Annotated in this window: 20 protein-coding genes; 14 read left to right on the top strand and 6 right to left on the bottom strand. The window is 67.6% G+C overall.

Features of this window, described 5'->3' with window-relative positions:
• Positions 1–25: 25 nt before the first annotated feature.
• The 5 genes from RIA68_03960 (at position 26) to RIA68_03940 (ending at position 4,875) form a co-directional block, all read left to right on the top strand.
• Entirely contained in the window at positions 26–1,096 is a 1,071-nt protein-coding gene (locus RIA68_03960; GenBank protein MEQ8316590.1) for an AAA family ATPase, read from the top strand.
• Positions 1,093–1,485: a VanZ family protein gene (locus RIA68_03955; protein MEQ8316589.1), complete on the top strand. Its 393-nt coding sequence runs from the start codon at positions 1,093–1,095 to the stop codon at positions 1,483–1,485. The genes RIA68_03960 and RIA68_03955 overlap by 4 nt, the downstream gene beginning before the upstream one ends.
• A complete protein-coding gene (gene murJ, locus RIA68_03950; protein ID MEQ8316588.1) occupies positions 1,482–3,065 on the top strand; it encodes a murein biosynthesis integral membrane protein MurJ in 1,584 nt (527 codons plus the stop codon). The genes RIA68_03955 and murJ overlap by 4 nt, the downstream gene beginning before the upstream one ends.
• The gene (locus tag RIA68_03945) at positions 3,055–3,879 is read left to right on the top strand and encodes an SDR family oxidoreductase (GenBank protein ID MEQ8316587.1); all 825 of its coding nucleotides are present in this window, start codon (positions 3,055–3,057) and stop codon (positions 3,877–3,879) included. The genes murJ and RIA68_03945 overlap by 11 nt, the downstream gene beginning before the upstream one ends.
• Before the next feature lie 120 nt (positions 3,880–3,999).
• Positions 4,000–4,875, top strand: coding sequence for a GC-type dockerin domain-anchored protein (locus RIA68_03940; GenBank protein ID MEQ8316586.1), 876 nt, complete (start codon positions 4,000–4,002; stop codon positions 4,873–4,875).
• Between the two features lie 107 nt (positions 4,876–4,982).
• Here the strand turns inward: RIA68_03940 and RIA68_03935 are convergent, their stop codons facing one another.
• Together RIA68_03935 and RIA68_03930 are read right to left on the bottom strand one after the other, a co-directional pair.
• Entirely contained in the window at positions 4,983–7,706 is a 2,724-nt protein-coding gene (locus tag RIA68_03935) for a zinc-dependent metalloprotease (protein ID MEQ8316585.1), read from the bottom strand.
• 314 nt (positions 7,707–8,020) lie between these two features.
• Complete coding sequence (locus RIA68_03930; GenBank protein ID MEQ8316584.1) at positions 8,021–9,115, bottom strand: UbiA prenyltransferase family protein; 1,095 nt, start codon at positions 9,113–9,115, stop codon at positions 8,021–8,023.
• 192 nt (positions 9,116–9,307) lie between these two features.
• Here RIA68_03930 and RIA68_03925 point away from each other — a divergent pair, with 192 nt between their 5' ends.
• Positions 9,308–10,729, top strand: coding sequence for a hypothetical protein (locus RIA68_03925; protein MEQ8316583.1), 1,422 nt, complete (start codon positions 9,308–9,310; stop codon positions 10,727–10,729).
• Here RIA68_03925 and RIA68_03920 read toward each other — a convergent pair.
• Positions 10,665–11,870: a hypothetical protein gene (locus RIA68_03920; GenBank protein MEQ8316582.1), complete on the bottom strand. Its 1,206-nt coding sequence runs from the start codon at positions 11,868–11,870 to the stop codon at positions 10,665–10,667. The genes RIA68_03925 and RIA68_03920 overlap by 65 nt on opposite strands.
• A 70-nt stretch (positions 11,871–11,940) precedes the next feature.
• On the opposite strand from RIA68_03920, the gene RIA68_03915 reads away from it, so the two are divergent.
• Positions 11,941–12,912, top strand: coding sequence for a hypothetical protein (locus tag RIA68_03915; protein ID MEQ8316581.1), 972 nt, complete (start codon positions 11,941–11,943; stop codon positions 12,910–12,912).
• Positions 12,909–13,796, top strand: a complete 888-nt coding sequence (locus RIA68_03910; protein MEQ8316580.1) for a hypothetical protein — start codon at positions 12,909–12,911, stop codon at positions 13,794–13,796. The genes RIA68_03915 and RIA68_03910 overlap by 4 nt, the downstream gene beginning before the upstream one ends.
• Before the next feature lie 6 nt (positions 13,797–13,802).
• Here RIA68_03910 and pyrE read toward each other — a convergent pair whose 3' ends face one another.
• Positions 13,803–14,387, bottom strand: a complete 585-nt coding sequence (gene pyrE / locus RIA68_03905) for an orotate phosphoribosyltransferase (GenBank protein ID MEQ8316579.1) — start codon at positions 14,385–14,387, stop codon at positions 13,803–13,805.
• A 199-nt stretch (positions 14,388–14,586) separates the two neighbouring features.
• On the opposite strand from pyrE, the gene RIA68_03900 reads away from it, so the two are divergent.
• From RIA68_03900 to RIA68_03885, 4 genes are all read left to right on the top strand, one after another.
• Complete coding sequence (locus tag RIA68_03900) at positions 14,587–16,446, top strand: hypothetical protein (GenBank protein MEQ8316578.1); 1,860 nt, start codon at positions 14,587–14,589, stop codon at positions 16,444–16,446.
• Between the two features lie 100 nt (positions 16,447–16,546).
• Entirely contained in the window at positions 16,547–17,446 is a 900-nt protein-coding gene (locus RIA68_03895; protein ID MEQ8316577.1) for a hypothetical protein, read from the top strand.
• A gap of 44 nt (positions 17,447–17,490) precedes the next feature.
• Positions 17,491–19,086 (top strand): methionine--tRNA ligase, encoded by a 1,596-nt coding sequence (gene metG / locus RIA68_03890; GenBank protein MEQ8316576.1) that lies wholly within the window; start codon positions 17,491–17,493, stop codon positions 19,084–19,086.
• Between the two features lie 76 nt (positions 19,087–19,162).
• Positions 19,163–19,642: a hypothetical protein gene (locus RIA68_03885; protein MEQ8316575.1), complete on the top strand. Its 480-nt coding sequence runs from the start codon at positions 19,163–19,165 to the stop codon at positions 19,640–19,642.
• Here the strand turns inward: RIA68_03885 and RIA68_03880 are convergent, their stop codons facing one another.
• On the bottom strand, positions 19,643–20,146 hold the full coding sequence (locus RIA68_03880) for a histidine phosphatase family protein (GenBank protein MEQ8316574.1): 504 nt from the start codon (positions 20,144–20,146) through the stop codon (positions 19,643–19,645).
• Positions 20,147–20,352: 206 nt separating this feature from the next.
• Between RIA68_03880 and RIA68_03875 the strand changes: the two genes are divergently transcribed.
• Positions 20,353–22,494, top strand: coding sequence for a TIGR03790 family protein (locus tag RIA68_03875; protein MEQ8316573.1), 2,142 nt, complete (start codon positions 20,353–20,355; stop codon positions 22,492–22,494).
• Positions 22,495–22,643: 149 nt separating this feature from the next.
• Positions 22,644–24,092 (top strand): PQQ-dependent sugar dehydrogenase, encoded by a 1,449-nt coding sequence (locus RIA68_03870; GenBank protein MEQ8316572.1) that lies wholly within the window; start codon positions 22,644–22,646, stop codon positions 24,090–24,092.
• A gap of 9 nt (positions 24,093–24,101) precedes the next feature.
• Here RIA68_03870 and RIA68_03865 read toward each other — a convergent pair whose 3' ends face one another.
• Positions 24,102–25,643: a hypothetical protein gene (locus RIA68_03865; GenBank protein ID MEQ8316571.1), complete on the bottom strand. Its 1,542-nt coding sequence runs from the start codon at positions 25,641–25,643 to the stop codon at positions 24,102–24,104.
• Positions 25,644–25,668: the final 25 nt, after the last annotated feature.

Below are 25,668 nucleotides of genomic sequence, written 5' to 3'. Positions count from 1 at the left end.
CACATCTGGGCGATAGAATCGCGCGATGGATAGCCCACCGCACGGCCACGACCACGCCCATGGAGACCCGGCCACGCCCGGCGCCGATCGCCGAGGCGGACCGCCACGGGTGTTCGCGCTCATGAACCAGAAGGGCGGCGTGGGCAAGTCAACGACGGCGGTCAACCTGGCCGCAGCGCTGGCCCGGCTAGGCAAGCGTGTGCTGCTCGCGGACCTCGACCCCCAGGCCCACGCCACACTGCACCTCGGTGTGTCGGCCGACGGCGAGGACGGGCCGGCCACCGTGTACGACGCCCTGCTCGAACCATCGGCGGTGGAATTGACCGAGGCGGGCGAGAACCTGTGGCTCTTGCCCAGCGAGACCGATCTCGCGGCCGTCGAGACCGAACTGGCCCAGGCCGAGGGCCGGCACCACCGCCTGAGGCTGGCCATCGAAGCAGCGTGCAAGGCCCACGACATCGACGTCGTGCTGATCGATTGCCCGCCGAGCCTGGGTCTGCTCACGCTCAACGGGCTCGCCGCCGCCGACGAGGTCGTCATTCCGATGCAGGCGCACTTCCTCGCGCTACACGGCGTGGGCAAGCTGCTCGAGACCGTGCGGATGGTTGCCAAGCAGGTCCGGCCGCAGCTCAAGGTCGCCGGCGTCGTGCTGTGCATGTACGACCAGCAGGCCAGCCACACGCAGGAGGTCGTGGGAGACATCGAAGCCTTCTTCGCCGAAGGCCGGGAGCGCGACGTGCCGTGGCGCGGCGCGCGGGTGCTCTGGCCGCCGATTCGCCGGAACATCAAGCTGGCCGAGGCGCCGAGCTTCGGGCAGTCGATCTTCGACTACGCGCCGCAGGCCGCGGGCGCGAGGGACTACGCCGCCCTTGCCAAGCACTTCGTGGCGCTTGTCGAGCCGACGGGCCCGGCGATGATCTCGCCTCCGTCGTCAAAGCCCACACCCAATCCGTCCTCTCAACCCGAGCCAGCAGAGGCGCAGACGCCCCAGCCAGAGGCCGAGACGCCTGCTGATGCGACCGGGCCCGACGTTTCCGAGCCCGCCGCCCCCGAGATCGTGACGCCGCCCAGCCAGGCCCAGCAGCACGCGTCGTGAGTGACCGTCTGCGACGGATGGTGTGCATCGGGTTCGTCGCGTACGCCGTCGTCCTGTTCGTTGCGACGCACAAGCCGGGCGTGCAGGTCAACGTCGTGCCGGGCATCCGCCTGGATCTCTTGATCCACATGGCCGCCTTCGGCGTGTGGACTCTTCTTTTGGGCCTCACCGGCTGGCTCCCCGACGCGAGGCGAGCCACCGGCCTCGGCGTCTTGATGACGGTGGGGGTGGGCTACGCGGTGATCGATGAATCGTCGCAGGCGTTGCCGATATTTGATCGGGTGTTCGATCTTGCCGACATGGTGGCGAATGCATTGGGCGCTGCGATCGCAGCGCTGGCACTCTTCGTCGTTCTCCGATCGAGGGCACGCCGGGAGCCCGACACATGAGTGCCGCGCTCGCGCGGGCTTTTCGCGTGATCTCATCGCTCACGCTGCTCTCGCGCGTCCTGGGCCTCGTGCGAGACGTCGTCACCGCTCGCTTGTTCGGCGATACCGCCGTGGGTTCGGCCTTCGCCGCGGCCTTTGCCGTACCCAACACGTTCCGCCGGCTCTTCGGCGAGGGCGCCCTGGCCGCGGCGTTCGTGCCCGAGTATGCAACGTTGGTCGAGCGGGATGCTCGTGCGGCGGATCGATTCGCCACCTTCACGGTCGCGCTACTCGGGCTGGTGACGGCGGGGCTGACGGTCCTCGGCGAACTCGGCCTCTGGCTCGCGCTCTCGATGGCCGAGCCAGGCGGCGCGCGGCACTTCTCCATCCTGCTGGTCATGATCGCCCTGCCCTTCATGCCGCTCATCTGCATCGCCGCCACGCTCGCAGGCGTGCTCCAGACACACGGCCGGTTCGGACCGCCAGCGGCGCAGCCGATCGTGCTGAACCTGTGCGTGCTCGGTGCGGCCGGCGGATACGCGATCTTCGATGGCCAGGACGTGCGGTCGGCGGCGATGCTCTTGTGCGCCGCGGTCGTCGCATCGGGCGCTTTCCAGGTCGCGTGGAGCCTGTGGGCGCTTCGTTCCTACGTGCGATGGACCCGTGTCGTGGCGGGCGTCGGCCAGAGCGCACGACGGCTCGTCCGACGCTGGCTTGGCGCGATCATCGGCCTGGGGACGCTCCAGGTGAGCGCCCTGCTCGATGTGCTGCTGGCGATGTGGCCCATTTGGTTTGGCGCGACGATGTTCGGGCTTGCCTACCCGCTTGACGAGCAATCGAACGCCGTCCTCTTCTACGCGCAGCGGCTCTACCAGTTTCCACTGGGCGTCTTCGGCATCGCCGTCGCGACGGCGGCGTTCCCGCTGCTCAGCCGGCTCGCGTCCGATCGCGTGCGCTTCCATAGCGCCCTGATCGATGCGCTCTCGCTCTCGCTGGCGATCGCATTGCCGGCGGGCATCGGGCTCATGCTCGTCTCGCGAGACCTCACGGCGGTGCTCTTCGGCGGATGGGGCGCCTTCAGCGAGGCCGGCTCGGCCCGGGCCGCGGCCGCGCTCGTGGGCTACGCGGCGTGCGTGTGGGCCTATGCGTGCAACCAGGTGCTCACGCGGGCGTTCTACGCGCTGGGAGATACCAAAACGCCGGCGATCATCTCGGTCATCGTGCTGGGCCTGAACCTTGCCTTGAATCTCTCGCTCATCTGGATGCTGCGTGAGGCCGGGCTCGCGTGGGCGACGGCGATCGCCGCGGGAGTCCAGGCCGTCGTCCTGATCATCGTTCTCGACCGTAAACGCGGCGTTCGTGTGTGGCGGGACGTGGCTCGAAGGGGGTGGAAGGCGGTGCCGGCGGCCTGCGCGATGGCGGCCGTCGTGGGTGTCCTCTTATTGGCGTGGGGCGAGCCCGATGACTGGTTCGGCCACGTGCTCCGGCTCGTGGCGTGCGTGGCGGCGGGCACGGTGGCGTACGCGGCTTCTGCGTGGCTGCTCGGGTACCACGAGCTCGCGCGGCTGCTGAGGCGAAAGGACGACGCTGGTGAAGACTGAGCTGGAAGGCAAGCCCATCGCCATCGCGGGCGCCAGTAGCGGCATCGGCAAGGCGACGGCGATCGCCTGCGCGATGAGCGGCATGCCCGTTGCCCTGGGCGCGCGTCGGCTCGACAAGCTCGAGGCCGTCGCGGACGAGATCGAGCGGGCCGGCGGCACGGCCCTCGCCTTCCAAGTCGATGTGACGAGCCGAGATCAATGCCGGGCATTCATCGAGCAGGCCGAGGCCGAATTGGGCCCGCTGCACGCCGTCTTCGCCAACGCCGGCTTTGGCTTCGAGCGTCCCGTCCACGAGACGACCGACGAACAGATGCGCGAGATCTTCGAGGCCAACTACTTCGGCACGCTCAACGCGATCCGGCCCGCCGTCGAGCGATTCATAGATCGAGGCGCCGGCCACGTCCTGATCTGCTCGAGCAGCATCGGCAAGATGCCGCTTCCCGGCTACGGGGCGTACTGCGCGACCAAGGCGGCCCAGTGGCACGCCGGACGAGCGATGCGGCACGAGCTCAAGCCCAAGGGCATCCAGGTCTCGACCGTGCACCCCATCGGCACGCGAACGGAGTTCTTCGAGCAGGCCCGCAAGCGCAGCGGCGGGGGGAGCCTGGTCGAGAACACGCCCGACGCGTTCATCCAGCCGCCCGAGCGTGTCGCTCGAGCGTTCGTCTCTTGCTTGCGTCGGCCACGCGCCGAGGTGTGGACGAGCCTGCCCAGTCGACTGGGGCTCGGGATGCTCAGCACGTTCTATGGGCTGTCCGATGTCGCCCTCGATCGATTCGCCCGCAGGCAAGCCAGGGTGAACGACCGGGCCTGAAATCGGCTTGCGTTCGCAACCAATATCGAGTAGGCTGAAACTGGTGCGAGATCGCCGAGCAAGGCGGTTCCATCAGCACGGTCGCCTCCCGGTCGCGGGGGGCCAAAAGGAGAGATGTCCATGCACCTGAGAGCCCTTGCAATTGCGTCGCTGGTCGGCGTTGCTGGATCGGTCGCTGCCCAAGATGTCGCCATCGTGTCGGCCGGAGGCGACTCGCAGTCCGCCACCGTCGAGGTCCTGCTCGTCGACAGCGGTGCGTTCGACAGCGTTTCCAATATCGATCTCCGCACGGTCACGCCCACGCTGGCGGAGCTCGAGGCGTTCGATTCGGTCATCGTCTGGACGAACTTCACGCCTGACGACCCCGATGCCTTCGGCGATGTCCTGGCCGACTATGTCGACGGCGGCGGCGGCGTGGTCGTTGCCGTCTTCGCCAACAGCAGCACCACGACCGATCGCGACATCGCGGGCCGCTGGCGCGGCAATCCGGATTACGAGGTGATCGTCCCGCGCAGCGGCAACCAGAGCGGCGCCGCTTCGCTCGGCGACATCCTCGAGCCCGACCACCCGATCATGGATGGCGTGGTGACGTTCTTCGGCGGCACCTCGAGCTTCCGGCCGGTCATCACCGACCTGAATCCCGGCGCCCGCACCATCGCCGAATGGGACGATGGTCGCGTCCTCGTTGCCATCGGCGACAACGAGAAGCGCGTGGACCTCGGCTTCTATCCGCCCCCGAGCACCGCTTCTGCAAGCTTCTGGGACATCGGCACGGATGGGGACCTCCTGCTCGTGCAGTCGCTGCTCTTTGCAGCCGGCGACACGGGCTGCCGGGCCGACTTCGACGGCGATGGGCAACTCACCATCTTCGACTTCCTGGCCTTCCAGAACGCCTTCGACGCCGGCGATCCGCTGGCCGACTTCGACGGCGACGGCTCGCTGACGATCTTCGACTTCCTGGCCTTCCAGAACGAGTTCGATGCCGGCTGCGAGTAAGCCCTCGAACCAGCACCCAACATGAACAAGAACGGCCCCGCGTCGAAGCGGGGCCGTTTCAGTTGATCAAGTTCGAGAGCCCGGAAGGGCTCTCTGGAGCCCCGTCGTTAGCGGGTGCGCGTGTACTGGGCCTCGAGAGCGCGCTCGATGCGGTCGCTCGCGTCCACGAGGTGGGCCTTGGTGTAGGTATCCATGCCGCCAGCCTTGACGGCCTTGTCGATCTCCTGCCGCAGCTCGCGCAGCTGCAGGTTGGCGACGTTGGCCAGCGCCGCACCCGACGCCCCGGGGAAGCCCCGGTTCGACAGGCTGATCAAGCGATCGACGTGCTGGCTCTGCAAGCCGCGACGCAGCGAGCTGATCATCGGCTTGCGATCGGTGAAGTCGCCGCTGGGCTTGTCGCTCAGCTCGCTCCACGCCGCGTCCTTGATGGTCTTCATGACTTCGGCCAGGGTGATGTAGTCCTTGTCGGCATCGACGTGGAACTCGTTGTTGTAGACGCGGTTGAGCGTCGTGGGGTTGAGGATCATGGTCATGGCCGATGCCTGGATGCCGCGGATGCGGTCGTGCACCGGGAAGGCCGGCTCCTCGAAGATCGAGCCCTGGCCGCCGCCGTCCCACCACTTGTCGGTGGTCATCTTGCGGAGCAGGTCGGGGCTCAGGCCGAACGCATCGTCGTAGAACGTGTTGTTGATGACGAAGTTCAGGGCGGCGCGCTGCTGCTCGGCCGGGACCGGCGTCAGCGGCTCGAGGTCGCCCGGATCACCCTTCTTCGCGCGGCTCTGGAACGTGCCGCCCATCCAGTTAGCCATCATGCTGACGGCGTTGATGTGCTGGCCCAGCGTGATGTTGTAGCCGCGGCGTGCCCGGGCCCAGCTGTCGCCTTCCTCGACGTACTTGTCGAGGATCTGGCTGCGAAGCTCGGCGACGAGACGCATCTGGTTCTCGGCGTAATGCAGCGGATCGGCCGACAGGTCGTAGCGACGAGCCAGCGGATCGGGACCCCACGTGTCTTCGTCGGTGGCGTAGGCAAGCCGCGGGTCGTCGACCTTCTTGAGCACCTCGCCCAGGTCGCCGTCGGTGTAGCCGTACTCGATGGCCCAGACGTCGTAGTCACCGATGTCGATGACTTCGTAATTACCCTGGATCTCGCCGGACTCCATGTTGATGTTGATGGGGTTGTAGTCCATCACCGACGAGGCGAACGGCTCCTTGTCCTTGACCTTCTCGGAGTTGATCTCGTCCATCGAGAAGATGGCCGAAGCCTTGAAGTTGTGACGCAGGCCCAGGGTGTGGCCGATCTCGTGCGCCGTCAGGTGTGCCAGGGCCGGCCCGACGAACCACTCGGGCACGCCGTCGAGCATGTCGGCGCCTTCCTTGCCCTCGGCTTCCCAAAGGCCCAGGATCTCGCCGCTGAGGCGTGCGACGTCCATGTTCATGGCCTTCAGGTGGCTCATGTTGCAGGTGCCGTTGACGCCGTAGCTTGCGATCAGGCTCTCTCGCGAGCCGTCCACGAAGTCCGGACCCGACATCGCGGGATGCCCGCCGAAGGGCAACGGTCCCCGGGCCTCGCGCTGGGCGATGATGAAGTCACGCTGCTCGGGCGCGGCGAGTTGGACACGCGGATCCCACTGGGGGTTTTCGTCCAGCCAGGCCAGCGTCTCGGGGCTGAAGCCCTCCATCGCCACCTCGGGCAGCAGGTCGTTGTACTGGAACCAGTACGCCCGGATCCAGCCGTCGGTCAGCACGACGTCGGCGTCGAGGATCTCGCCGGTCTCGGGGTTCACGCGGCTCGGGCCGATGGCCGTGCCGATGCCGTTGGTCAGCCAGCGAACGAAGTTGTAGCGGACGTCCTCGGGGTCCTTCTCCATGTTGGCGCCGGTGGTGGCGTCCTGGTACACGACCTCGATGGCGCCGACGATGCCGACCTCCTCGAAGGCGCTGTTCCAGTACTCAACGCCCTCGCGCACCCATCGGCGGTACTTCACCGGCACCTGGTGGTCGATGTAGTAGACGATCGCCTGCTTGGGCGGGCTCTTGCTCAGGCTCGGGTCGGCCTTCTCGAGGTTCCAGCGGTTGATGTACCGCGTCCACATCTGCGAGCCGTCCATCTCCGAGAAGTCGCGGTAGCTCGTGGTGAAGTAGCCCACGCGGGCGTCGGCCTCACGCGGCTTGTAGCCGGGCGTGCCCTGGATGTTGCTGATGGAGTAGTGGTAGATGGCCATCTGGCCGCGCGCGTCGGGCGCCTCGATGGCGATCTCGATGTTCTCGGGGAACGTCTTGGCCGTCTTGATCGTCGACAAACGCGAATTGAGGCGGGCAGCGCGTGGGCCGAAGAACGTGCCGGCGTCACCGATCAGCAGCTTGTCGAGGTCGATGACCGGCTGGCCGTTCGGGCCCTTGGCGATGATCGGCACCTCGAGCAGCACGCGATCGGTGAAGATGCGCTCGATGCCCTTCTCGACCGACTTGTCGCCGCCCGCGCGGACGGCGGTCTGCGGCTGCATCAGCGCCAGGCGATCATCGAACTTCTTCCAGTAGACGTACAGGTCGCCCGATTGCAGGCCGGCGAAGATGTCGCCCGAGCCCATCGTCATGGCGAAGAAGTGCTTCTGCCGCTCGAAACCCCGGGGGAGTTCGGCCAGCAGCTGGCCGTCCTTGTCGCGCTTCCAGACGTTGAAGAAGCTCTTTCCATCGGCCGTCGAAACGACCTGCTCGTAGCCCTCGCTAACCTTGTCGAATGGCGGGAGGTCGTCGCCGTATGCCTGGCCGGCCAGCGCCAGCAAGCTCGCCGCGACGCCAACGATGCCAATCCTGCGTGTCGATTTGCTCATGATCCCTGTACTCCGTGTGTGAAGGCTTCCGCAGCGGCCGATGCCGGGGCGAGGCGCCCACGAACCAGTGGCCTTCGTTCGAACCCCTGCCGACTCGTTCGGTCGGGGCGCACCATCCCTGGTGTCCATCTCGATACCGTCGATCCTACGAAGGGACGCGCCGCCGCATCCCCTCTGGCGGACTGTTTCGCCCGACGAGTCAAATGCTGGGTTTCCCGGACATTCGCGCACAGCGCCACGCCTGGACGAAGAGCTCCGCTCGGTCTGACGCCCGAGAACCCGTCAGGTTCCTCATCGGCCATCGCGGGCTCCGACTATTGGTCAACCTCGCGGATTCCCGGGTCGGATCCCTGCTCGATTGCCGGGAGATTGGCGGCCGTGGGTCCGTGTGCCGGACCCGCCCACAGCACGAGGGAGGCCGTGACGACGCCGAAGACGACCGCGGCGAGCTGGAAGTCGCGGTCCTTGGTCGCTAGTTCCGTCGGGTCGTCGTACTCGCCCCGCTCCAGCAGGATGATGCACCGAAGCACGGCGAACATGGCCGGCAGCATCGTGAGCCAGAGCAGGTTCATGCCGAGCCTCGCCGCGTCGCCCGTGCCCAGCGATCGTCCGCCGAAGACCCACACGTACCGGGATTCCTGGTCTTGCACGTAGCCGGCGTAGGTCAGCAGCATGGCCACCGCCGTCACGACCACCATCATCCGCAGCAGTTCGTCGGTATAGACGCCCTGGACGGCCCGGGCCGCCGTCGCGTCGTCGCCCAGCGTGCGTCGTTCGCCCAGCCGCTTGCCGAAGGCGAGGAACATGGCCAGGAACAGGGTGACGTTGAGCAGCCACGTGCTCGGCGTGATCCCCACCGCGGCGCAGCCGCCCAGCACGCGGAGCACGAACCCGAGCGCCAGGCTCAGCACGTCGAGCACCGGCACCCGCTTGAGGCGGAGGCTGTAGGACGTGACGTTCAGCACGTAGAGGCCCAGGAGGCCGCCCAGGGCGAGCGCGTGGGTGGTGCCGAGGAGCGGCACGATCGCCGCGACGCACCCGGCGGCCAGCACCCAGAGCACCGCAGCGAAGGAACGAGCCGTACCCGGGGCCACGCGGCCCGAGGCGATCGGTCGCCGACGCTTGCGGGGATGCAGCCGGTCGGCGTCGGCGTCCCGCAGGTCGTTGACCACGTAGCAGCCGCTGGAGGCCAGTGCGAACGCGGCCATCGCCATGGCCACCGCCCCGAGTTCGACGAGAGTTGTCGCACCCCCAAAGAACGGACCGACGGCGACAAACGCCGACTTGGTCCACTGCTTGGGCCGGGCAAGGCGGAGCAAGGCTCGCCACAACGGCTCACGACCCGCGCCGTCCGTGCCGATGGCATCGTGGGCGGGGTTGCTGCCGGCGTTGTCGAGCGCTGTGGTCATGGAATCTCGCCGTCGCTAGGTCGACCCGCGGTGGCCCCCATGCGTAACAATCGGGCTTTGGGGCCGGTAAGTCCAACCGCTCTGGCCGCTCCATGCGTGGCCCGGGCTCGGAGAGTTCGCATCGATCACGCCGGGCCCAAGGAGAATGCCGACGCCGGGCGTCGATCCCCATCGGCAGGCCGGTGGCTTCCCGTGGTGCTCCCGCTGGTGTACGCGGCGATCCTGTCGCCCCTAGCGATCCTCAACGTACTCAACGCCGACGGCCGGGCAACGTTCGACCAGGTCCTCTTCCACGAGCACACGATCGACGCGATCGCCCGCACTTGGCCGATCGCAATCCTGACATTTCCCGATCATTTCGTGGCCATGACGCCCGGATACCACTGGGTGCTCGGCGGCGTTGCTCGTCTCACGGGCATGGGCGACCCCGGGCTGCGAACGGTGGGCTTGGCGCTGAGCGCCTCGATCTTCGCTGGCTTCGGACTCTTGCTGGCCAGGCGGTGCGGACCAGCGCTGGCGGCGTTGCTCGTCTCGCCCCTGATGGCGTCGGTCTACGTCGCCAACTCGAGCGCGTGGATGCTGGCTGACAACGCTGGCTGGTTCTGGGTCTACCTGCTGGCCATTGCGGCGGTCTTCGGGCGGCCGTCGCTGCGGTGGTCGGTGCTGGTGGGTGCTGGCTTGTTGCTGGCCGTGTGGACGCGTCAGAATCTGCTCTTCCTCGCGCTGCCCCTGTGGGCCGCCGCGTGGCTGCGTGAGGCGCCCGCAGGGCCGGACAGCACGAACCCGCTGGTCGGCATGCCGCGTCGTGCGATGAACCTCCTGCCGCTGGCCATCGCCACGCTCCCAGCCATTGGCACGCTCGCGTACCTCTACTCGATCTGGAACGGCCTCGTGCCCTACGAGTTCCAGGGCCAGTACGACGGCGTCAATCCCTCGAACATGCCGCTGCAATTGGTCATGGTCGCCGGGCTGGGATTCTTCTTCATCCCCGCGCTGCTGGGCGTCGGCGAGCCGGGCTGGCGGGCCGAGGTCGTGGCCCGGCTCCGTCGGGCGGCGCCCTGGATGATCGTCGCTGCCGTCCTGGCGGGCTTCGTATCGGCATTGGTTCCGACGACGTCCGACCCCAAGGCCGGCCGCGCAGGGCTGATCTGGTCGACCGCGAGCAAGCTCGATCCGCTCGGCCCGATCGGCGACTGCAACCCCCTGGTCGTGCTCGGCGCGATGGCGGGCGGGGTGATGCTCGTGCTGATCCTCGCGTCGGTGCCTTCTCGGAGGCGGTGGATCTTGGGTGCGCTCTTCGCCGGCTTCGCCGTCGCACAGGTCGCCAGCAGCGAGGTCTGGCAGCGATACCACGAGCCCTTTGCGTTGCTGTTCCTGGCGATCTCAACGGCAACGGCCGTGGCCCATCGCGCGCCGGCGTGGCGTCGACCGCCGCTGGCCCAGGGCGGGCCGATCGCGCTGCTCGCGGTCGCCCTGGCGTTGATCTCTGCAATCGTTCTTTGGAACCGAGAGATCAACCCCTGGCGAAACGGCGCCAGCCCGACGCCGTTCAGTTCGCTCCTGCCCGATCCGCCGGCGAACGGTCCGAACGACTCGGGCGAGCAGCCCGAGTGATGAACACCTCCTGGGCCCGGTGCGTGCCCTCGCCCAGGTCGAGCATCCGGTAGGCCGTCGCACGCCAGCGCTCGGGGTCGACGAAGGCCTGGTCGAGGCCCAGGAACGGCACAAGCGCTCGGTCGTCCCGGCCATCGCGGACGAAGCGCGGCCAGCCGTAGTCGGGGCCGATGCCCGCCTGTGCGTGCGCACTCGCCATGCCCGGCAAGAGAGCCTCGATCGCCGCCGAGCCGCGGGCGGTGTTGAAGTCGCCGACGACGATGTCCGGCGTTGGAAAGCCCCGCTCTTCACGCCGTCGCAACGGCCCGGCCGCCGTTCGCTCGTGGATCAGCCGCGTCGAAGCGTCGATCCGCTCGAGCGTGGCCGGCACGAACTCGCGGCGGCTCCGGCCCGGCTCGCTCGGCCAGTCGATGGCCCAGATGGTCAGGAGTTCTTCGTTTACCTCGATGCTTGCGAACATTGCCGCGCCGTGGTCCATCAGGTCGGGGTCGACGGTCTTCGCGTCGAGTCCGAGCGACGTCCAGCCCGCGCTCGTCATTGGCCGCCCGCTGATGAGCACGAAGCGGCCACCGCGACGGACGTGGGCCGTCACCCGAGCCGACGGAACCTCCTCGTCGGCAAGCATCCGCACGATCTCGGGCCAGTCGAGCCGCAGCGGCGGATTGGCGAGCACGATGATGGACTCGCGGTCGTTCTGGAGCGCGAACGGGTCGGCATCGCGTAGGAACCGCTGGAGCGACTCGTCGGTGGCCTCGGTCGCGTTCCAGTGGTACACCCGCAGTACCGTTTCGCCTGGCCTGAGCAGCAGCGCGTTGTGCAGCCGCCAGTGGGCGACCGAGACGTACGCGAGCGACAGCACCGCCGCCGTCAATGGCCCGAGCCGCGCCCACGCTCGCCCAGGGCCGGCCGGCTCCAGCAGCGCGGTCACGATCGCCAGGACCCAGACCGCCACCAGCCAGGCCTCGTGGGGCGTCCAGAACAGCCACTGGCTCCACGTGTGGTCATCGCTGAACGCCCGCCCCAGCACAAAGGCGATGATGACGCCGCAGAGGGCCAGCCGGCACGCCCACGCCAGCACACGCCGGATCGTCCGGCGGCGGGTGCGTGGTGGAGATCCGGGCTGTGGTGGAGCGTCGGGCATGCGGCAGAATCTTGTGCACAGGCCATCGGCCGAGCGAGCGCCGGGGCTGCACAGGCCGATAGGGTTTGTGATGGTGCGTGCAGCGATTGCCATGCTGGCGAGCGGATGGCTCTTCTGGGCCGTGTCGGGCTGCGGCGACGCGCCCGCCACGGCCTCGGCCGCTCCTCAGCCGCCATCCCGCGCGGGCTTGGATCCGGACCGGGTGTCGGCCATCGCGATGGCGTCGTATGCGACCAGCCCGCCGAGCCACCCCAAACTGTCTTGGCCCGATCTCGCCCCGCTCATCGATGCCGCCCACCAGGAACTGAGCGAACTCGAACCGATGGCGACCCCGGCCGGGCCGCCCGACCCCCTCGCAGAACGCATCGGCTCCGAACGCGTGCAGGCGATCGCCGAAGCCAGACGCCGGGCGACGGTGCTCCGGGCCGAGGCGGCCAGGCTGCTCGCGCGTGGCCAGCCGGACGAAGCCGCTCGCGAGTTCGCGCACATGCTTGAAGTCGCTCGCGTCGTCTCGACATGGGGATCGCCGTCGACGGCCGAGGCATCGGCCGACGTCATCGAGTCCGTGATCGAAGCCCTCGGGCAGCCCGACGGCGCGCCGCTCTCCAGGGCGCTCACGAGCATCGGGAGCGCCGAAATCCGCAGCGGGTTCGCCCGGCTGGATGCAAACGACCCGGCCGGTCGCATGCGAGCGGTGGTCGAGACGATCGCGACGCGCGAGTCGGCCCTTCGTTCGCTGATGGATGAACGCAACGGTGAGGCTCTCGTCCTCGGCGTGGCGACCCGTTATTCACCCGCAGCAGAGCTGGGATCGAATGAAGACATCGACCGCTTCGCCCGAGAGGCGGTGGCGTTCTCGCGAGCGCTGGCAGACGGCTGGGACAGATCGTCCCGTAGTGCCATTACGACACGCCTCCGACAAAGGCAGGCCGAAGACCCGACAGGCGTCTTGATCATCCTGCTCGGCGAGGCGCCCGACGCTTGCGATGCGGACGCAGACCTCCGCACTCGGATCGCCGAAGTGGTGGAGCAGCTGCCATGAGGCTCGCGAGCTCGTTCCTGCTGATAGCCGCCTTCTTGTTGCTTGCAGCGATTTCGCCGGCCCAATCGCAGAGACCGGTCGATGCGTTCCAGTACGTTCACTCGGTCGACGGCGACCTTGCAGCACGTGTTTCGATCGAACGCCACGCGGCGACGAGCGCGGCTCAGGCGGGAGAGGCCGAGCGCTGGGCCGTCACGGTGCTGCTCCTCATCGAGATGTCGCGCGGCTCCAGCGATGCCATCGAGCGCGGCGTCGGGCTCGACGCGGCCCTCGCACAGCTGACGCGGCACGACGCACGCGACCTCATCGCGTCGTTGTCCGACGATCGGCGTCGCTCGCTCGATCGAGCGCTGCGGAGCCTCGATCCCAACGACCCGGTTGGCCTACGCGGCTATACCGACCGGCTTGCTCGACGGCGCTTGGACGTCGTGACGAGGGACGTACTCGAAGCGAGTGATCCGTTCGCCGGGCTCGACACGTTGCTGGCGTTGCACGGCCAGCGTCAGGCCGGTGTTGCAGGCCCGAGGGGCCGCCAGCGGGCGCGGGATCGGAAAGACTATCGCAACGCAACGAGGCACGAGGTCTTCCGGTTCGAGGGCCTCACGCGGTGGCACCTGATGCTGCCCCCGACCGAAGCACTCGAGGGCATGCCGCTGGAGGAACTCGATCGCAAGTGGCAGCGAGCGCGCAACCTCGCGGTCCATTCCGACCGCCTCTGGGCGCACCAGGACGGCCCGCGCCTGCACGACATGCTGCTCCACCTGATGCTGATGGATGCGACGGGCATCGTGCGGTTGGTGCATGCCGACACGCAGCGGCTGGCCCACGCCGACCGAGAGCGTCGGTGGCGCCTGCGCGAGGCGATCGCGCGGCTGGAGCCGTAAGGCCCGCTACTCGGTCACGCCCAGGTCGGCCTTGGTGAAGATGGCTCGGAAGGGCACGCCGGCGGCCTCGACGGCCTCGCGCGCCCCCTCCTGGCGATCGATCGTGGTCACCACGCCAGCGATGGTCGCGCCCATCTCGCGGAGGAGCTCGACCGCTTCGACGGCCTGTCCGCCGCTCGTGGCCACGTCCTCGAAGAGCACGATGGCGTCGCCGGACTCGAGCTGGCCCTCGATCTGCTTAGCCGTGCCGTACTCCTTCTTGGAGTTTCGCACGAAGATCGCCGGAAGGCTAAGTCGGAGCGCGCACGCGGTGACGAGCGGGATGCCTCCGAGCTCGGCGCCGGCCAGGCGATGGGGCACCCCGGCGTGGGGACGCAGCAGGTCGGCGGCCTGGTCGGCCAGCAAGTCGGCCACGGGTCCGAGAAGCTCGGGCCGGGTGCTGAAGCGGTACTTGTCGAGGTAGTACGAGCTCTGGCGGCCCGACCGCAGGGTGAAATTGCCCCGAAGCAGGCAGGCGTCGGCGATCTTGGCTGCAAGGTCGTTCGGGGCCTGGGTGGGGGACGGACGGGCTGGGGCGTGTGGCGACTCCATGACAGGGCAGGATAGGGAGCGGATTGCTCATCAGCGTGCTGCGACGAGCCGATCGCCGGGTTGAATGCCACCCGAGCGCCGCGGGTTGGTCGGTGGCACGCCGGCGGCAATGATTGGATTCGGGGGCTCTGCCGAGGCCAGCACTCGCGGCTTCAGGCACGCAGGGCCCCAGGGGAGCCCCGTTGAGGAGAAGATCGAAATGACGACTCGAGACCGCGCAATGCCGAGCCTCGGACTCCGCCCGATCCTGGGCGCCCTGGCATGGCTGGCCCTGGCTGGCTCGCTGCCGGCCCATGCGCTGAACAGTGGCGGATCGCAAGAGGCCAACCCCTTCGCGCCCAAGCCGCCGCAACCGCGGGCGTTGCCCAGCATCCTGGAGCGCGATGCCAACGGCAGGGTCGTCAGGCTTCAGGGCGATCCCGGTCGCGCCGCCCTCAAGGTGCTCGACCTCAAGGCCGAGCAGCGGCGCACGCTGGACCGCATCATGGCGGAGCGCGATCGCCTGCTCCGGCAGGCTGCCGTCCTCAATGCTGACAAGATCATCGACGCGCTCGAGGTCGCCCGCGAGGGTCGGGAACTCGAGACCGACGCCATGGGCGTGGCTCTCATGGCCTCGTTGGGCGAGTACGGGCGTCGCGGCCAGTTCGCGACAGACTCGGTCGTCCGAGCCGAAATCGACAGGCCGGTCTACATCGATTTGACAGCGGTGGTCCGCGAGTACAACTTCGCGCGGATCGAAGAAGAGCGCGAGGCGATGCTCGCCGAGGTCGACGTCGAAGAGGTGTCCGAGGTCTTGCTGCGAGACTCGACCATCTTGCAGCGACTCATCCAGCGTGATGCGATGGAGGACGCAGCCCGCATGCTCGAAGAGGAATTCGGTGGCGCGGTAGCTCTGGTGGAAGCCCATCCCGAGCTCGGCATCAAGGTGAGTCAGGACGGTTACTGGCCCGCGATGTCGGAACTCAGCGACGAGCAACTCACGGCATTCGTGCGTGCGCAAACCGGCGTCGAGGTGTCATTCCCGAGCCCACCCGAGGGTGCCCGTGCCGCGGCCGCAGAGTCGATGGGCGAGCAGCCCGTGGGACCGCCCGTCGAGGCCGCCCAAGAGGGCGGTAATGCCGGAGCCGTCGAGCAAGAACGGCCGCGACGCCAGCGCATCTCGGCGCAGACCGACGTGCAGCCCGACGCCGACGGCAAGTTCCGCTTCACCGACGAAGAGCTCGAAGTCCTGCGGGTGCAGCCCGGAGACGGCCCCTCGATCCTGGAGCGTGGCCCCGACGGCAAGGCCGTTCGACTCGACGACCCCGGATTCGTGGAGGCTTACGAGCTGCTGCGATCCCATGGAGCCATCAGTGAGGCCGACATCGAGACGCTCGACCGGCTGCTGGCCGATCGCGATGCGGTCTTTGATGAGCAGGCACTGCGGCTGTACGAGTTCCTGCTTGTCGCTGCGGGCCACGGCCCGGTCGAGGATGCACCTCTGGAACAAGCCGTCATCGACGAGGACTGGCGGTTGGCGGGGCTCATGTTCGGTGCGTGGCTCAACGAGAAGCTGCCCGCGCCCTCGACCTTCCACAACGATCAACGCATTCGCAACGGCATCGAATGGGACACGCTCATCGAGCTCGCGCGGATCGCCAACGAGTACGACGGCGGGCACATCTTCGACGCACGCATCGAGCTCCTGAAGATGGTGCGCGACAACGATGAGATGAACGACGCTTCCGTGGCCCTGCCGGGCAACATCAAGCGCCCCTGGCGGCTGCAGCAGATCATCAAGGATGCCAAGGCGTCCTACGCACGCCAGCTCCGCGTCACCGAGCCCGACTTCCGCGGCGTGCTGGCCGGGCTCGACGTCAGCGATGACGTCGCCAAGGAGCTCGAGCCCGTGGTGGCGATGGACGGCCCCATGACGGTCGCCGACTTCTGGGACGTGGCCGTCAAGCTGCCGCCCGAGGCCCACCGCCAGCTCATCGAGGCGCGGACGGGATACGAAGCGCCCGAGCCGGGCTTCTTCGAGGGCAAGTACCCCACTCCGACGACCGGCGCCGACGGATAGTGGGGGTCGAGACCGCCGCCCACGTGGCCAACAATGACCACCTTGGGGGCATGACGCAGCAGTGCACAGAGCCAGCCCGCCTCGCGGGAAGGGGAGATCGATGATCCGCACGTTCCAGAAGCTTTCCGTCGGCCTCGCGGTCGGCGCCGTCTCCGCGGCCGTGCTCGCCCAGGCGACGCCCGAACGGCCGCCGGCCCCAGTTGGCCTCGCACCACAGCCGGCACAGCCGGAGTTCGAGAACATCTTCACGACGGGCGAGGACGGCATGCCCGTGCCGCCGTCTACGTGGCTCGACATCGCGGCGCTGCCGGTCAATCCGACGATTCCCGCCGATCTGCAAGAGCGGGTGGAGGAAGGCGTACGGGCATGGCTGGCCGACGTGCAGCGGCTGGTGATCGAGAACCCTGACCTTGCCCTCGAGGCCGCCCAGGGACTCTTCGACGGCATTACGATCGAGGCTCGGGCCGAGTTGGCCCACGCGTCGGAAGTCATGAAGGCGCTGGGTTCGGTGACGAATCTGTCGTCGTACCTGGTCACCGAGGGCGTGCTCAGCAACGACCAGGGCGAGACCAATCGCCGGATCGTGCAGCAGTACGTGCGTGCGCGCAGCGAGGCCTTGAGCAACCAGGTCATGCAGATGTCGCCCGACGAGCAGCAGCAGCAGATGCAGCTGCTCATGGCTCGCACCACCATGACCAGCCTGACCGACGACGCGATGCGCATGTTCAAGTCGGTGGCCGTTCGCGGTGCGGCCCACGCGGGCGAGGCGGTACGCGAGGCGGGGCTGGACGCGTCGAGGTTCTCGACCGAGTTGCAGGCCGTGCGCGACGCCGATTCCGACGACGCGAAGTATGAGGCGATGATGGCCCTGATGGAGGCGATGGAAGGGATGGAACTCTTCCGATTCGCCGAGGCGCTGGCTCCGAGGCTGCCGGCGATCCAACTGCCGGGCCTCGCTGGGATCGGCGAATTGCACCAGGACGAATCGCGAGAAGGCTGAGCCGGTGGACGCGAGCGTGGGCGGGGTCGGCCATACACTCCGGCATGCCCACGTTCTACGCGACGACGCCCATCTACTACGTCAACGATCGCCCGCACATCGGGCACTGCTATACCACGCTGCTGGCCGACGTCATCGCACGCTTCCATCGCCTGGCGGGCGACGACGTGCTCATGCTCACCGGTACGGACGAGCACGCGGAGAAGGTGATCGACCGCGCCCGCGAAGCCGGCGTGAGCGTCCAAGCCTGGGCCGATCAGAACGCGCAGGCCTTCCGCGAGGCCTTTGCCTTCATGGAGATCGTGCAGGACGACTTCGTGCGAACCAGCGAGGATCGGCACAAGACGCGGGCAAGCTCGTACATCCAGAAGCTCGTCGATAGCGGCGACATCTATCTGGGCGACTACGTCGGTTGGTACGACCCTGGGCAGGAGGAGTACGTGACCGAGTCGGTCGCCAAGGCGCACGACTACAAGAGCCCGGTGAGCGGCAAGCCCCTCGACAAGCGGACCGAGCAGAACTACTTCTTCAGGCTCTCGGCGTTTGAGGACAAGCTCAATGCCTATCTCGATGAGCATCCCCGGTTCGTCCAGCCCGAGGCCCGTCGCAACGAGGTCTTGGGGCGGCTGCGCCAGGGCCTGCAAGACGTCCCCGTCAGCCGTGCGGTGAAGGACGACGGCGGGGAGGACTGGGGCATCCGCATGCCAAACGATCCCGGACACCGCGTGTACGTTTGGATCGAGGCGCTGTGCAACTACCTCACCGTGGTCGATACGCCCGAGCGACGGCACTATTGGCCCGCATCGATCCACCTGCTGGCGAAGGACATCCTGTGGTTCCACGCCGTGGTGTGGCCCGCGATGCTCATGGCGCTCGACGAGCCGCTGCCGGGTTGCGTCTATGCACACGCGTACTTCGTGGCCGAGGGGCGGAAGATGTCCAAGAGCATGGGCAACTTCATCGAGATCGATCAGCTCCGCGCCTACGGCGAGCGATACTCGGTCGACGCGGTCCGGTGGTACCTTTCGACGCAGGGACCGCTAGGCCCGACCGACGCCGATTTTGCGCACACCAACTTCGTGGACGTGTACAACGCCGAGCTCGCCAACGGGCTGGGCAACTGCGCGAGCCGTGTCGTCAACATGATCCACAAGTACTTCGACGGCGTGGTACCGCAGGCCCGCGACGCGACGGTACACGGCGGCGTCGATTGGCCGCACCTGACCGAGGGCCACGTGGAGACCGCCCGGGCGTTGTTCGATCAGGTCGACCTTCATGGGGCGGCCCACCAGGGCCTGGCGATCGTGACGGCCGTCGACGGATACATCAATAACACCGAGCCCTTCCGCTTGGCCAAGAAAGTCACGGGGCCGGACGACCCAAACTACGCCGACCTCGCGTTGATCCTCTTCAACTGTGCCGAGGCGTTGCGCATTGCAGCGGTGCTGTTCCTGCCCTTCATGCCGAAGAAATCGGCCGACGTGCTTGGCATGCTCGGCTCCCGCGTGCCGAGCGACGGCCAGCTCGAGGCGTTTTCCAAGTGGCGCGGTGGGTTCGGGCTCGAAGCCGGAACGCCGGTGACCAAGGGCGAGGCGCTGTTCATGCGGGCCGACGCCGAAGAAGCGGCGCCGACCGCCTGAGGGACACGCCTTGCGCCGGGGACCACCGTTTCGATTCCGCTCTGCCGTCCACGCGATGTCGGCCCGGGAGTATCTCGTGCAGAACGGGGTGCCGGCCGAGGTCGTGGGCGGCAATAGCGACGGGGCGATGTCGTGGGGGATGGGGCGCGGCGGCGGTATCTACGAGGTCGTCCTCGGGGCAAAGTCCGACGCGGAACTCGCGAACTACCTCCTCGAGCAATGGGCCAGCGAGCCGATGGAGCTCGAGGGTGAGCTCGATGACCTGGCCGAGCCCGACTTGAGCGTGCTCGACCCCGAACTGGCTCCCGATTGTCCAGAGTGCCAGTCGTCCCTGCCGCTCGACGCCTCGCTGCAAGCGTGTCCGGCCTGCGGTTCAGCCGTCGACGTCGCGGCGCTGATCGTCGAAACGCACGGCCCCGAAGCGCTCCACGATTGTTACGACGCCGCGCCGAGCATCAGCGAACTCGCCTCGGTCGAGCCGTGCGGTGCGTGCGGTGGCCCAATCGGTGAAAGGGGCGTGTGTGCCTGGTGCGGCCGTCGGGACCGCCGGCCCTGATCACGACGCCAGAGCGGGCTCGTATCGGTGCAGCTCGATGAGCTCACAGTCGCCCGGGTTGATGCCGTGTGGGGCAACGAGCGACGCCATTTGTCCGGTCCGGAGCGCCGGGCCGGGCATCAGCATGCCCGCGGCCACGCCGTGGAGCAGGACGGACACGACGGCGGTGACGGTGGGGTTATGGCCGACGAGCAGCACGGGCGACTCGCAGGCGAATTCCTCGAGGGCTGCGATCGCTTCGCCGGCGGCGCACGCCGGCAGCAGCAGGTCGAGCGTGGTCACGCCGGTACCCAGCTCGTCGGCGATGGTCTGCGCGGTCTGGTAGGTACGGACGGCCGGGCTTGCCAAGATCCGCCTCGGTCGCTCGGGTGGCAGCAGCCCGCTCATGAGCCCGGCGAGATATCGGGCCTGGAGGCGACCGTCCCGCGTCAGTGGGCGGTCGAAGTCGAGGCCCGTGACCGAACTCGACTCGGCCTGGGCGTGGCGGCAGACGTGGACGTGCATTGCAATGAACCCCCGATCAACACCATCCCCGCGTCCTCCATCGCACAGTCTCGCCGATACGGCCGACCGAAACAATACCAAACTCTACCCAAATCTTCAGAATCTTGTCGGTTGGAACGGGGAAGTTCGGCCCCTCCGGGGTTGCACGCGAAGGGAAGATGGGCGACACTGCATGGAAGGCGGCACGGCCGCGGGGAGGCTCAGGAATGGTTGAGAACGGATTCGCACGGAAGGCCGCAACGGCGGCCCTGTTGGTCGGTGCGTTGCTTGCGCGGGTCGGCCAGGCCGGACCGGGCGTGGCAGAGCACGCCGTCCTGGTGGTCGACCCAGGCTCGCCGGATGCGATGCGAGCGGCCAACGAGTACATCGCCGCGCGCGGCCTGCCCGAGACGGCCGTGCTCTACATGACGCCCGACGCGGCGAACTTCGCGGCCTTCAACGACGAGAACCTGGTCGCGCTGTTCGGCGAGCTGGCGGCCCGTGGCATCGGCGACCGGGCCGACTACGTGATCATCGCGCCGCCCTCGCGCTACCGCATGGGCGCTTCCTCGATGGTGTTCGACGCGTGCGCTTCGGTGAATAACTTCGGCATCTCAAGTGCCTACACGATGGCGTTCTACGTCGACGAGGTGCTCGCGGGCGACTTCGCCGTCACGCGGACGCAGCCGTTCCATCGCCCGGTTGGCGAGCCTCGCGGATTCGACAGCGAGATCGAGTACGCGGCGGGCAATCCGAGCACGTCGTCTCTGGCGCGGCGGTCGTTCATCGGGGCCGTGCTCGGCTGGACGGGCGAGCGAGGCAACACCATCGACGAGGTGGTGGCGATGATCGATCGCTCCGTGGCGGCTGATGGCGTGGCGCCCGGCGGGTCGAGCGACACGTACTACTTCATGAATACCACCGATTCGGCGCGCAACGTCCGCCAGCCGCAGTTCGGCCGCGTGATCACCGATCTGAACGCGAAGGGCACCAGCGCCGTCCAGCAGGACGGACAGGTTCCTACGGGAGGTGTGACGGCGGCTGGCATCATGACGGGCGTGGCCAACCCGCCCATCGACGCGGGCGACTTCTCGTTCGGCCCTGCGGCATTCGCTGATCACCTGACCAGCTTCGCCGGCCACTTCGGTACGGGCAGCCAGACCAAGATGAGTCGCTGGATCGCCAAGGGCGCCGTTGGTAGTTCGGGCACCGTTGAGGAGCCCTGCAACTACACCGGCAAGTTCCCGCACGCCCGGCTGCACTACTTCTACGACCAGGGCGCCACGCTGGGCGAGGCTTACCTGCGCAGCATCGGATTCGTGCCCTTCCAAGTGCAGTTCATCGGCGACCCGCTCGCCCGCCCGTTTGCATATGTCCCAGACGTGTCGTTCTCGATCCCCGGGAGCGTGTCGGGCGTCGTGATGATCGACCCCAGCGCCTCGACTGCCAAGCCCGGCGCAGGCATCGGGCGCGTCGTGCTGCTGGCAAACGGCGTGACGGTCGACGAGGCGTTGGGCACGGGCGATCTCGAACTCGACACTACGCTGCTGCCCGACGGTGTCAACGAGATCCGCGTCGTTGCCTACGACGACACCGACCTGGAGACGCGCGGCAGCGAGACCGTGCTGGTGACGGTCAACAACAGCGGACGCCTGCCGACGGTCTCGCCGAGCGCGGCGAGCGGCGACCTCGCTGATCTTTTCACGTTCTCGCTCGATGCGACGGGGGCCGACGAGGTCCGCCTCGTCCGCGCCGGCGCGGTGCTGGCCGCCATCGATGGCGCAGCCGGCGACGTCTCGCTCTACGGAACCGACCTCGGCGAGGGACCGAGCACCGTGTGGGCCGAGGCAAGCTACGCCGACGGCCGGCAGGCACGCTCGGCCCCGCAGACGATCACGGTCGACGGCGGATCGACGGGTACTTCGACGACGCCGATCGCGTACGACTACACCCGGATCATCGAACCCGGATCGACCGTGCTGGTATCGCTCCCGGCCTCGGTGCGCGACGACGCAGCCAACATCGACTACGAGATCGTCTCGGCGCCCGCGGGTGACGTGGACCTGCTGTGGCACGACGGCAAGGCCTTCGCGCTGGTTCGCGTCGACGGTGCTGCGACCGCAGGCGACAGCCTCACCTTCCGAGTCACGGGTTCGGCCGGATCCGATACGGGCATGGTGACGCTCGGGCTGCCGGGTTCGTCCTGCAGGGCCGACCTCGACGGCGACGGTTCGCTGACGATCTTCGACTTCCTGGAGTTCCAGAATCTCTTTGCGGCGGGAGATCCCACGGCGGACTTCGACGGCGATGGTTCGCTGACGATCTTCGACTTCCTGGCATTCCAGAACGAGTTCGCCGCGGGCTGCTGATTGGGATTCGTTCGCGCGTTCGCGGAGAATACCCGCGTGCCGTACACGAGGTGCAACGCTCGGCCGCCCGGGTGCTTTAGTCTCTTATGATCGAGCAACCAACGCGACAGCGGCGGCGTGCGGATGCATTGCCGCGCGAGGAGTGAGCGATGACGAACCGAATCTCAACGACGACGCTGGCGGCGCTGACTGCCGCCGCCGGACTGGCGACCGTTGCTTCGGCCCAGGTCGACGTGACCACCGAGGTCTTCCTGACCGGCCTGGACGAGCCGACCGCGCTCGTGCACGCGCCAGGCGACTTCGGCCGCGTGTTCGTGACCGAGAAGGACGGCCAGGTCCGCGTGGTGCGCGACGGCGTGCTGCTCCCGACGCCCTTCCTCGACATCGATCCGCTGATCTCCAGCTTCGGCGAGCGCGGCCTGATCGGCATCGCCTTCAGCCCGCAGTACGACGACGACGGCTGGTTCTTCGTTCACTATTCGAACAACGCGGGTGATACGACGATTGCACGCTACTCGGTCTCGGCGACCAACCCCGACGTCGCCGATCCGAGCAGCGGACAGATCCTGCTCACGGTCGACCAGCCCTTCACGAACCACAACGGCGGCTGGATCGACTTCGGACCCAACGACGAGTATCTGTACATCGCGCTGGGCGACGGCGGCAGCGGGGGCGACCCCGACGGCTACGGCCAGCGCCTCAACACGCTGCTGGGCAAGATCCTCCGCATCGACGTGCTCGGCACGCCCGACCCGGGTCTCGAGTACGCCATCCCCGCCGACAACCCGTTCGTGGGCACGGGCAACGAAGAAGAAATCTGGGCCTACGGCCTGCGCAATCCGTACCGCAACGACTTCGATCCCGAGACGGGCGACCTGTACATCGCCGACGTCGGCCAGGGCGCGCGCGAGGAGGTCAACTACCAGTTGGCCGATAGCGCGGGCGGCGAAAACTATGGCTGGAAGTGTCGCGAGGGCGACCGGTGTTTCTCGACCGAGTTCCCGTGCCCGCGTCCCTGCGATGCATCGCCCTTCGTCGAGCCGGTCGTGACGTACGATCACACGGCCGCCGGCGGCTGCTCGATCACCGGCGGGCAGGTCTACCGCGGCTGCCAGATCGACGGCTTGTCGGGCACGTACTTCTACGCCGACTACTGCTCGAACCGCGTCTGGTCGATCCGCATGGTCGACGGCATGGTCACCGAGTTCACGCTACGGACCAGCCAGTTCGGCGGCATCAGCAGCATCATCAGCTTTGGCCGTGATGCCTACGGCGAGGTCTACGTGCTGAGCCAGGGCGGCACGATCCGCAAGGTCATGCCGGTCGACCCGATCGACGACTGCGACGGTGACCTCGTGTCCGATGCGTGCGAGATCGCAGTCGGTGCCGAGGCAGACGTCAATGGCGATGGCATCCCAGACTCGTGCCAGTGCTTGGCCGATATCGACGGTGACGGCGACCTGACCCTCTTCGACTTCCTGGCGTTCCAGAACCTGTTCGATGCGGGCGACCCGGCGGCCGACTTCGACGGCGACGGCGAGTTGTCGCTGTTCGACTTCCTGGCCTTCCAGAATGCATTCGACGCTGGCTGTCCGTAAGCGAGCGAGTCAGGCACTGCCGAGCTGAGCGCTCGCCTGGCGGAGGACCTCGGCGGCGATCATCTCGGGGTTGTAGCCCGCTGGCATGAGCACCGAAGGGACCGACGCCTGCCGCGCGAAGTCGCGGGCGCGTTCGGCGTGCTCGTGTCCGGTCAGCTTGATCAGCACCACGACCAACCGCGTCTGGGGGCTCGAGATCGGCGCTCGCATGGGTTCGGCCGAACCGTGCTCGGTCAGTTCGGGCCACGAAACGGCGTCGAGCCCGAAGGCGTCGCGCATGCGGTCGATCGCGTCTCGTCGAGGCTCGCCACCGATGACCACGATCTGGCTGCCCGCGAGCATCTCGCGCACCTCGAGCACGCTGTCGCTCCACGTCCGTTCGGCGGGCTGGCTGGTGCTCTCGCGATCGGGGCGAGGCTTGTTTCGTTCCTGGTCGAGCCGCGACGCCGCATCGGCCAAGCGATCGTGGGGCTCGACAACGTGAGAGAACATCGATGGTCCAACGACGCCCGCGATCTGCCGGATGTTGGCGTCGAGGTCTGGCGGGGCCAAGTCGACCAATCCTTCCACCACCTCGTTGATCTTCTGGCAGTCGTGCGTGGGTGGCTCTTCGTCGTAGGGAGACTTCGACGCGTCGCGCACGCGCTGGGCGTGGTACAGGCCCCGCTTGAGCAGACGCTCGGCGGCTTCGGATCGCGACCGATCGGCCTCGATGGTCCGGTGGAGCTCTCGCGCGCGTTCGTGGGCATCGGCGACGTCGGCTTCCGGATCGGCCGGATCGCTCAGCTGCATGTGGTGCTTGACGAGATACCGATGTTCGGCGGTGACCAGCTTGAGCCACCGATGGACTTCGTCCTGATCGATGTCGGCCTGGGTGAGCCATGTGTTTGCCAAGGCGACACGCAGCCCGCTGCTGGTCGTAGCGAGCAGCTGGAGGGCCGTACGAACCTGGTCCTGGTCGACCCATTCGTCGAGCGGCTCGATGGCATGGCAGAGTTCGATGGCGTCGGCCATGGCCTCATAGCAGCCGGCGATGAGCCGCAACTGGGCATCGGTCGAAGGGGCGCCCTTGCGAAAGAACATCCACAAGAAGCAGTCGGGGATCGACCTCGCCGTGGCGATGAGTTCATTCATCCGCTGGCGAGACTTGTACTCCTCGGCACTCTCGCGTTCCTGGTTCTGCCGGAGTACCTGGTGCAGGCAAGAGTCGGCCTTCAGCCGACATCGCTTCGAGATGCGACCGAGGTCGATCGCCCGGGCTTCGGCCGTTTGCTTGAGGTAGTCGTCTTCGTGATCGTGACGCGGGGCGTCGAGCTGAGCCGCGTCGCGCGCCGCCGTCACCGCACGAGACTCACCCGAGACGGGCACCTCGATCCTCGCATCGCCGATGCGTAGCGGCACCACGGCCGTCGGTTCGACCTTCGCCCGTGCCGAAGGGATCCCGTTGGCGAGCCCGGGGGTGTCTACTTTCTCGTTCTCGTCTTGCGACGTTGCTCGAGCTTCGTGCTCAGCTTCGTGCTCGCGGATGCGTTCGAGCGTGAGTTCCGCCAAGCATTTCGCGAGCGATCGAAAGGCG

It is taken from the genome of Phycisphaerales bacterium (assembly GCA_040217175.1).
Taxonomy (GTDB): domain Bacteria; phylum Planctomycetota; class Phycisphaerae; order Phycisphaerales; family UBA1924; genus JAHCJI01.
Note: the sequence above shows the minus strand (reverse complement) of the source record. Positions and strands in the feature narration are given on the sequence as shown.

What these genes read in the sequence shown, in the direction of transcription:
- RIA68_03910 (MEQ8316580.1), top strand. Translation starts at nt 12,909, where the DNA reads ATGAGGCTCGCGAGCTCGTTCCTGCTGATAGCCGCCTTCTTGTTGCTT.
- RIA68_03940 (MEQ8316586.1), top strand. Translation starts at nt 4,000, where the DNA reads ATGCACCTGAGAGCCCTTGCAATTGCGTCGCTGGTCGGCGTTGCTGGA.
- RIA68_03935 (MEQ8316585.1), bottom strand. Translation starts at nt 7,706, where the DNA reads ATGAGCAAATCGACACGCAGGATTGGCATCGTTGGCGTCGCGGCGAGC.
- metG (MEQ8316576.1), top strand. Translation starts at nt 17,491, where the DNA reads ATGCCCACGTTCTACGCGACGACGCCCATCTACTACGTCAACGATCGC.
- RIA68_03875 (MEQ8316573.1), top strand. Translation starts at nt 20,353, where the DNA reads ATGGTTGAGAACGGATTCGCACGGAAGGCCGCAACGGCGGCCCTGTTG.
- RIA68_03915 (MEQ8316581.1), top strand. Translation starts at nt 11,941, where the DNA reads ATGGTGCGTGCAGCGATTGCCATGCTGGCGAGCGGATGGCTCTTCTGG.
- RIA68_03900 (MEQ8316578.1), top strand. Translation starts at nt 14,587, where the DNA reads ATGACGACTCGAGACCGCGCAATGCCGAGCCTCGGACTCCGCCCGATC.
- RIA68_03880 (MEQ8316574.1), bottom strand. Translation starts at nt 20,146, where the DNA reads ATGCACGTCCACGTCTGCCGCCACGCCCAGGCCGAGTCGAGTTCGGTC.
- RIA68_03920 (MEQ8316582.1), bottom strand. Translation starts at nt 11,870, where the DNA reads ATGCCCGACGCTCCACCACAGCCCGGATCTCCACCACGCACCCGCCGC.
- pyrE (MEQ8316579.1), bottom strand. Translation starts at nt 14,387, where the DNA reads ATGGAGTCGCCACACGCCCCAGCCCGTCCGTCCCCCACCCAGGCCCCG.
- RIA68_03895 (MEQ8316577.1), top strand. Translation starts at nt 16,547, where the DNA reads ATGATCCGCACGTTCCAGAAGCTTTCCGTCGGCCTCGCGGTCGGCGCC.
- RIA68_03870 (MEQ8316572.1), top strand. Translation starts at nt 22,644, where the DNA reads ATGACGAACCGAATCTCAACGACGACGCTGGCGGCGCTGACTGCCGCC.
- murJ (MEQ8316588.1), top strand. Translation starts at nt 1,482, where the DNA reads ATGAGTGCCGCGCTCGCGCGGGCTTTTCGCGTGATCTCATCGCTCACG.
- RIA68_03960 (MEQ8316590.1), top strand. Translation starts at nt 26, where the DNA reads ATGGATAGCCCACCGCACGGCCACGACCACGCCCATGGAGACCCGGCC.
- RIA68_03930 (MEQ8316584.1), bottom strand. Translation starts at nt 9,115, where the DNA reads ATGACCACAGCGCTCGACAACGCCGGCAGCAACCCCGCCCACGATGCC.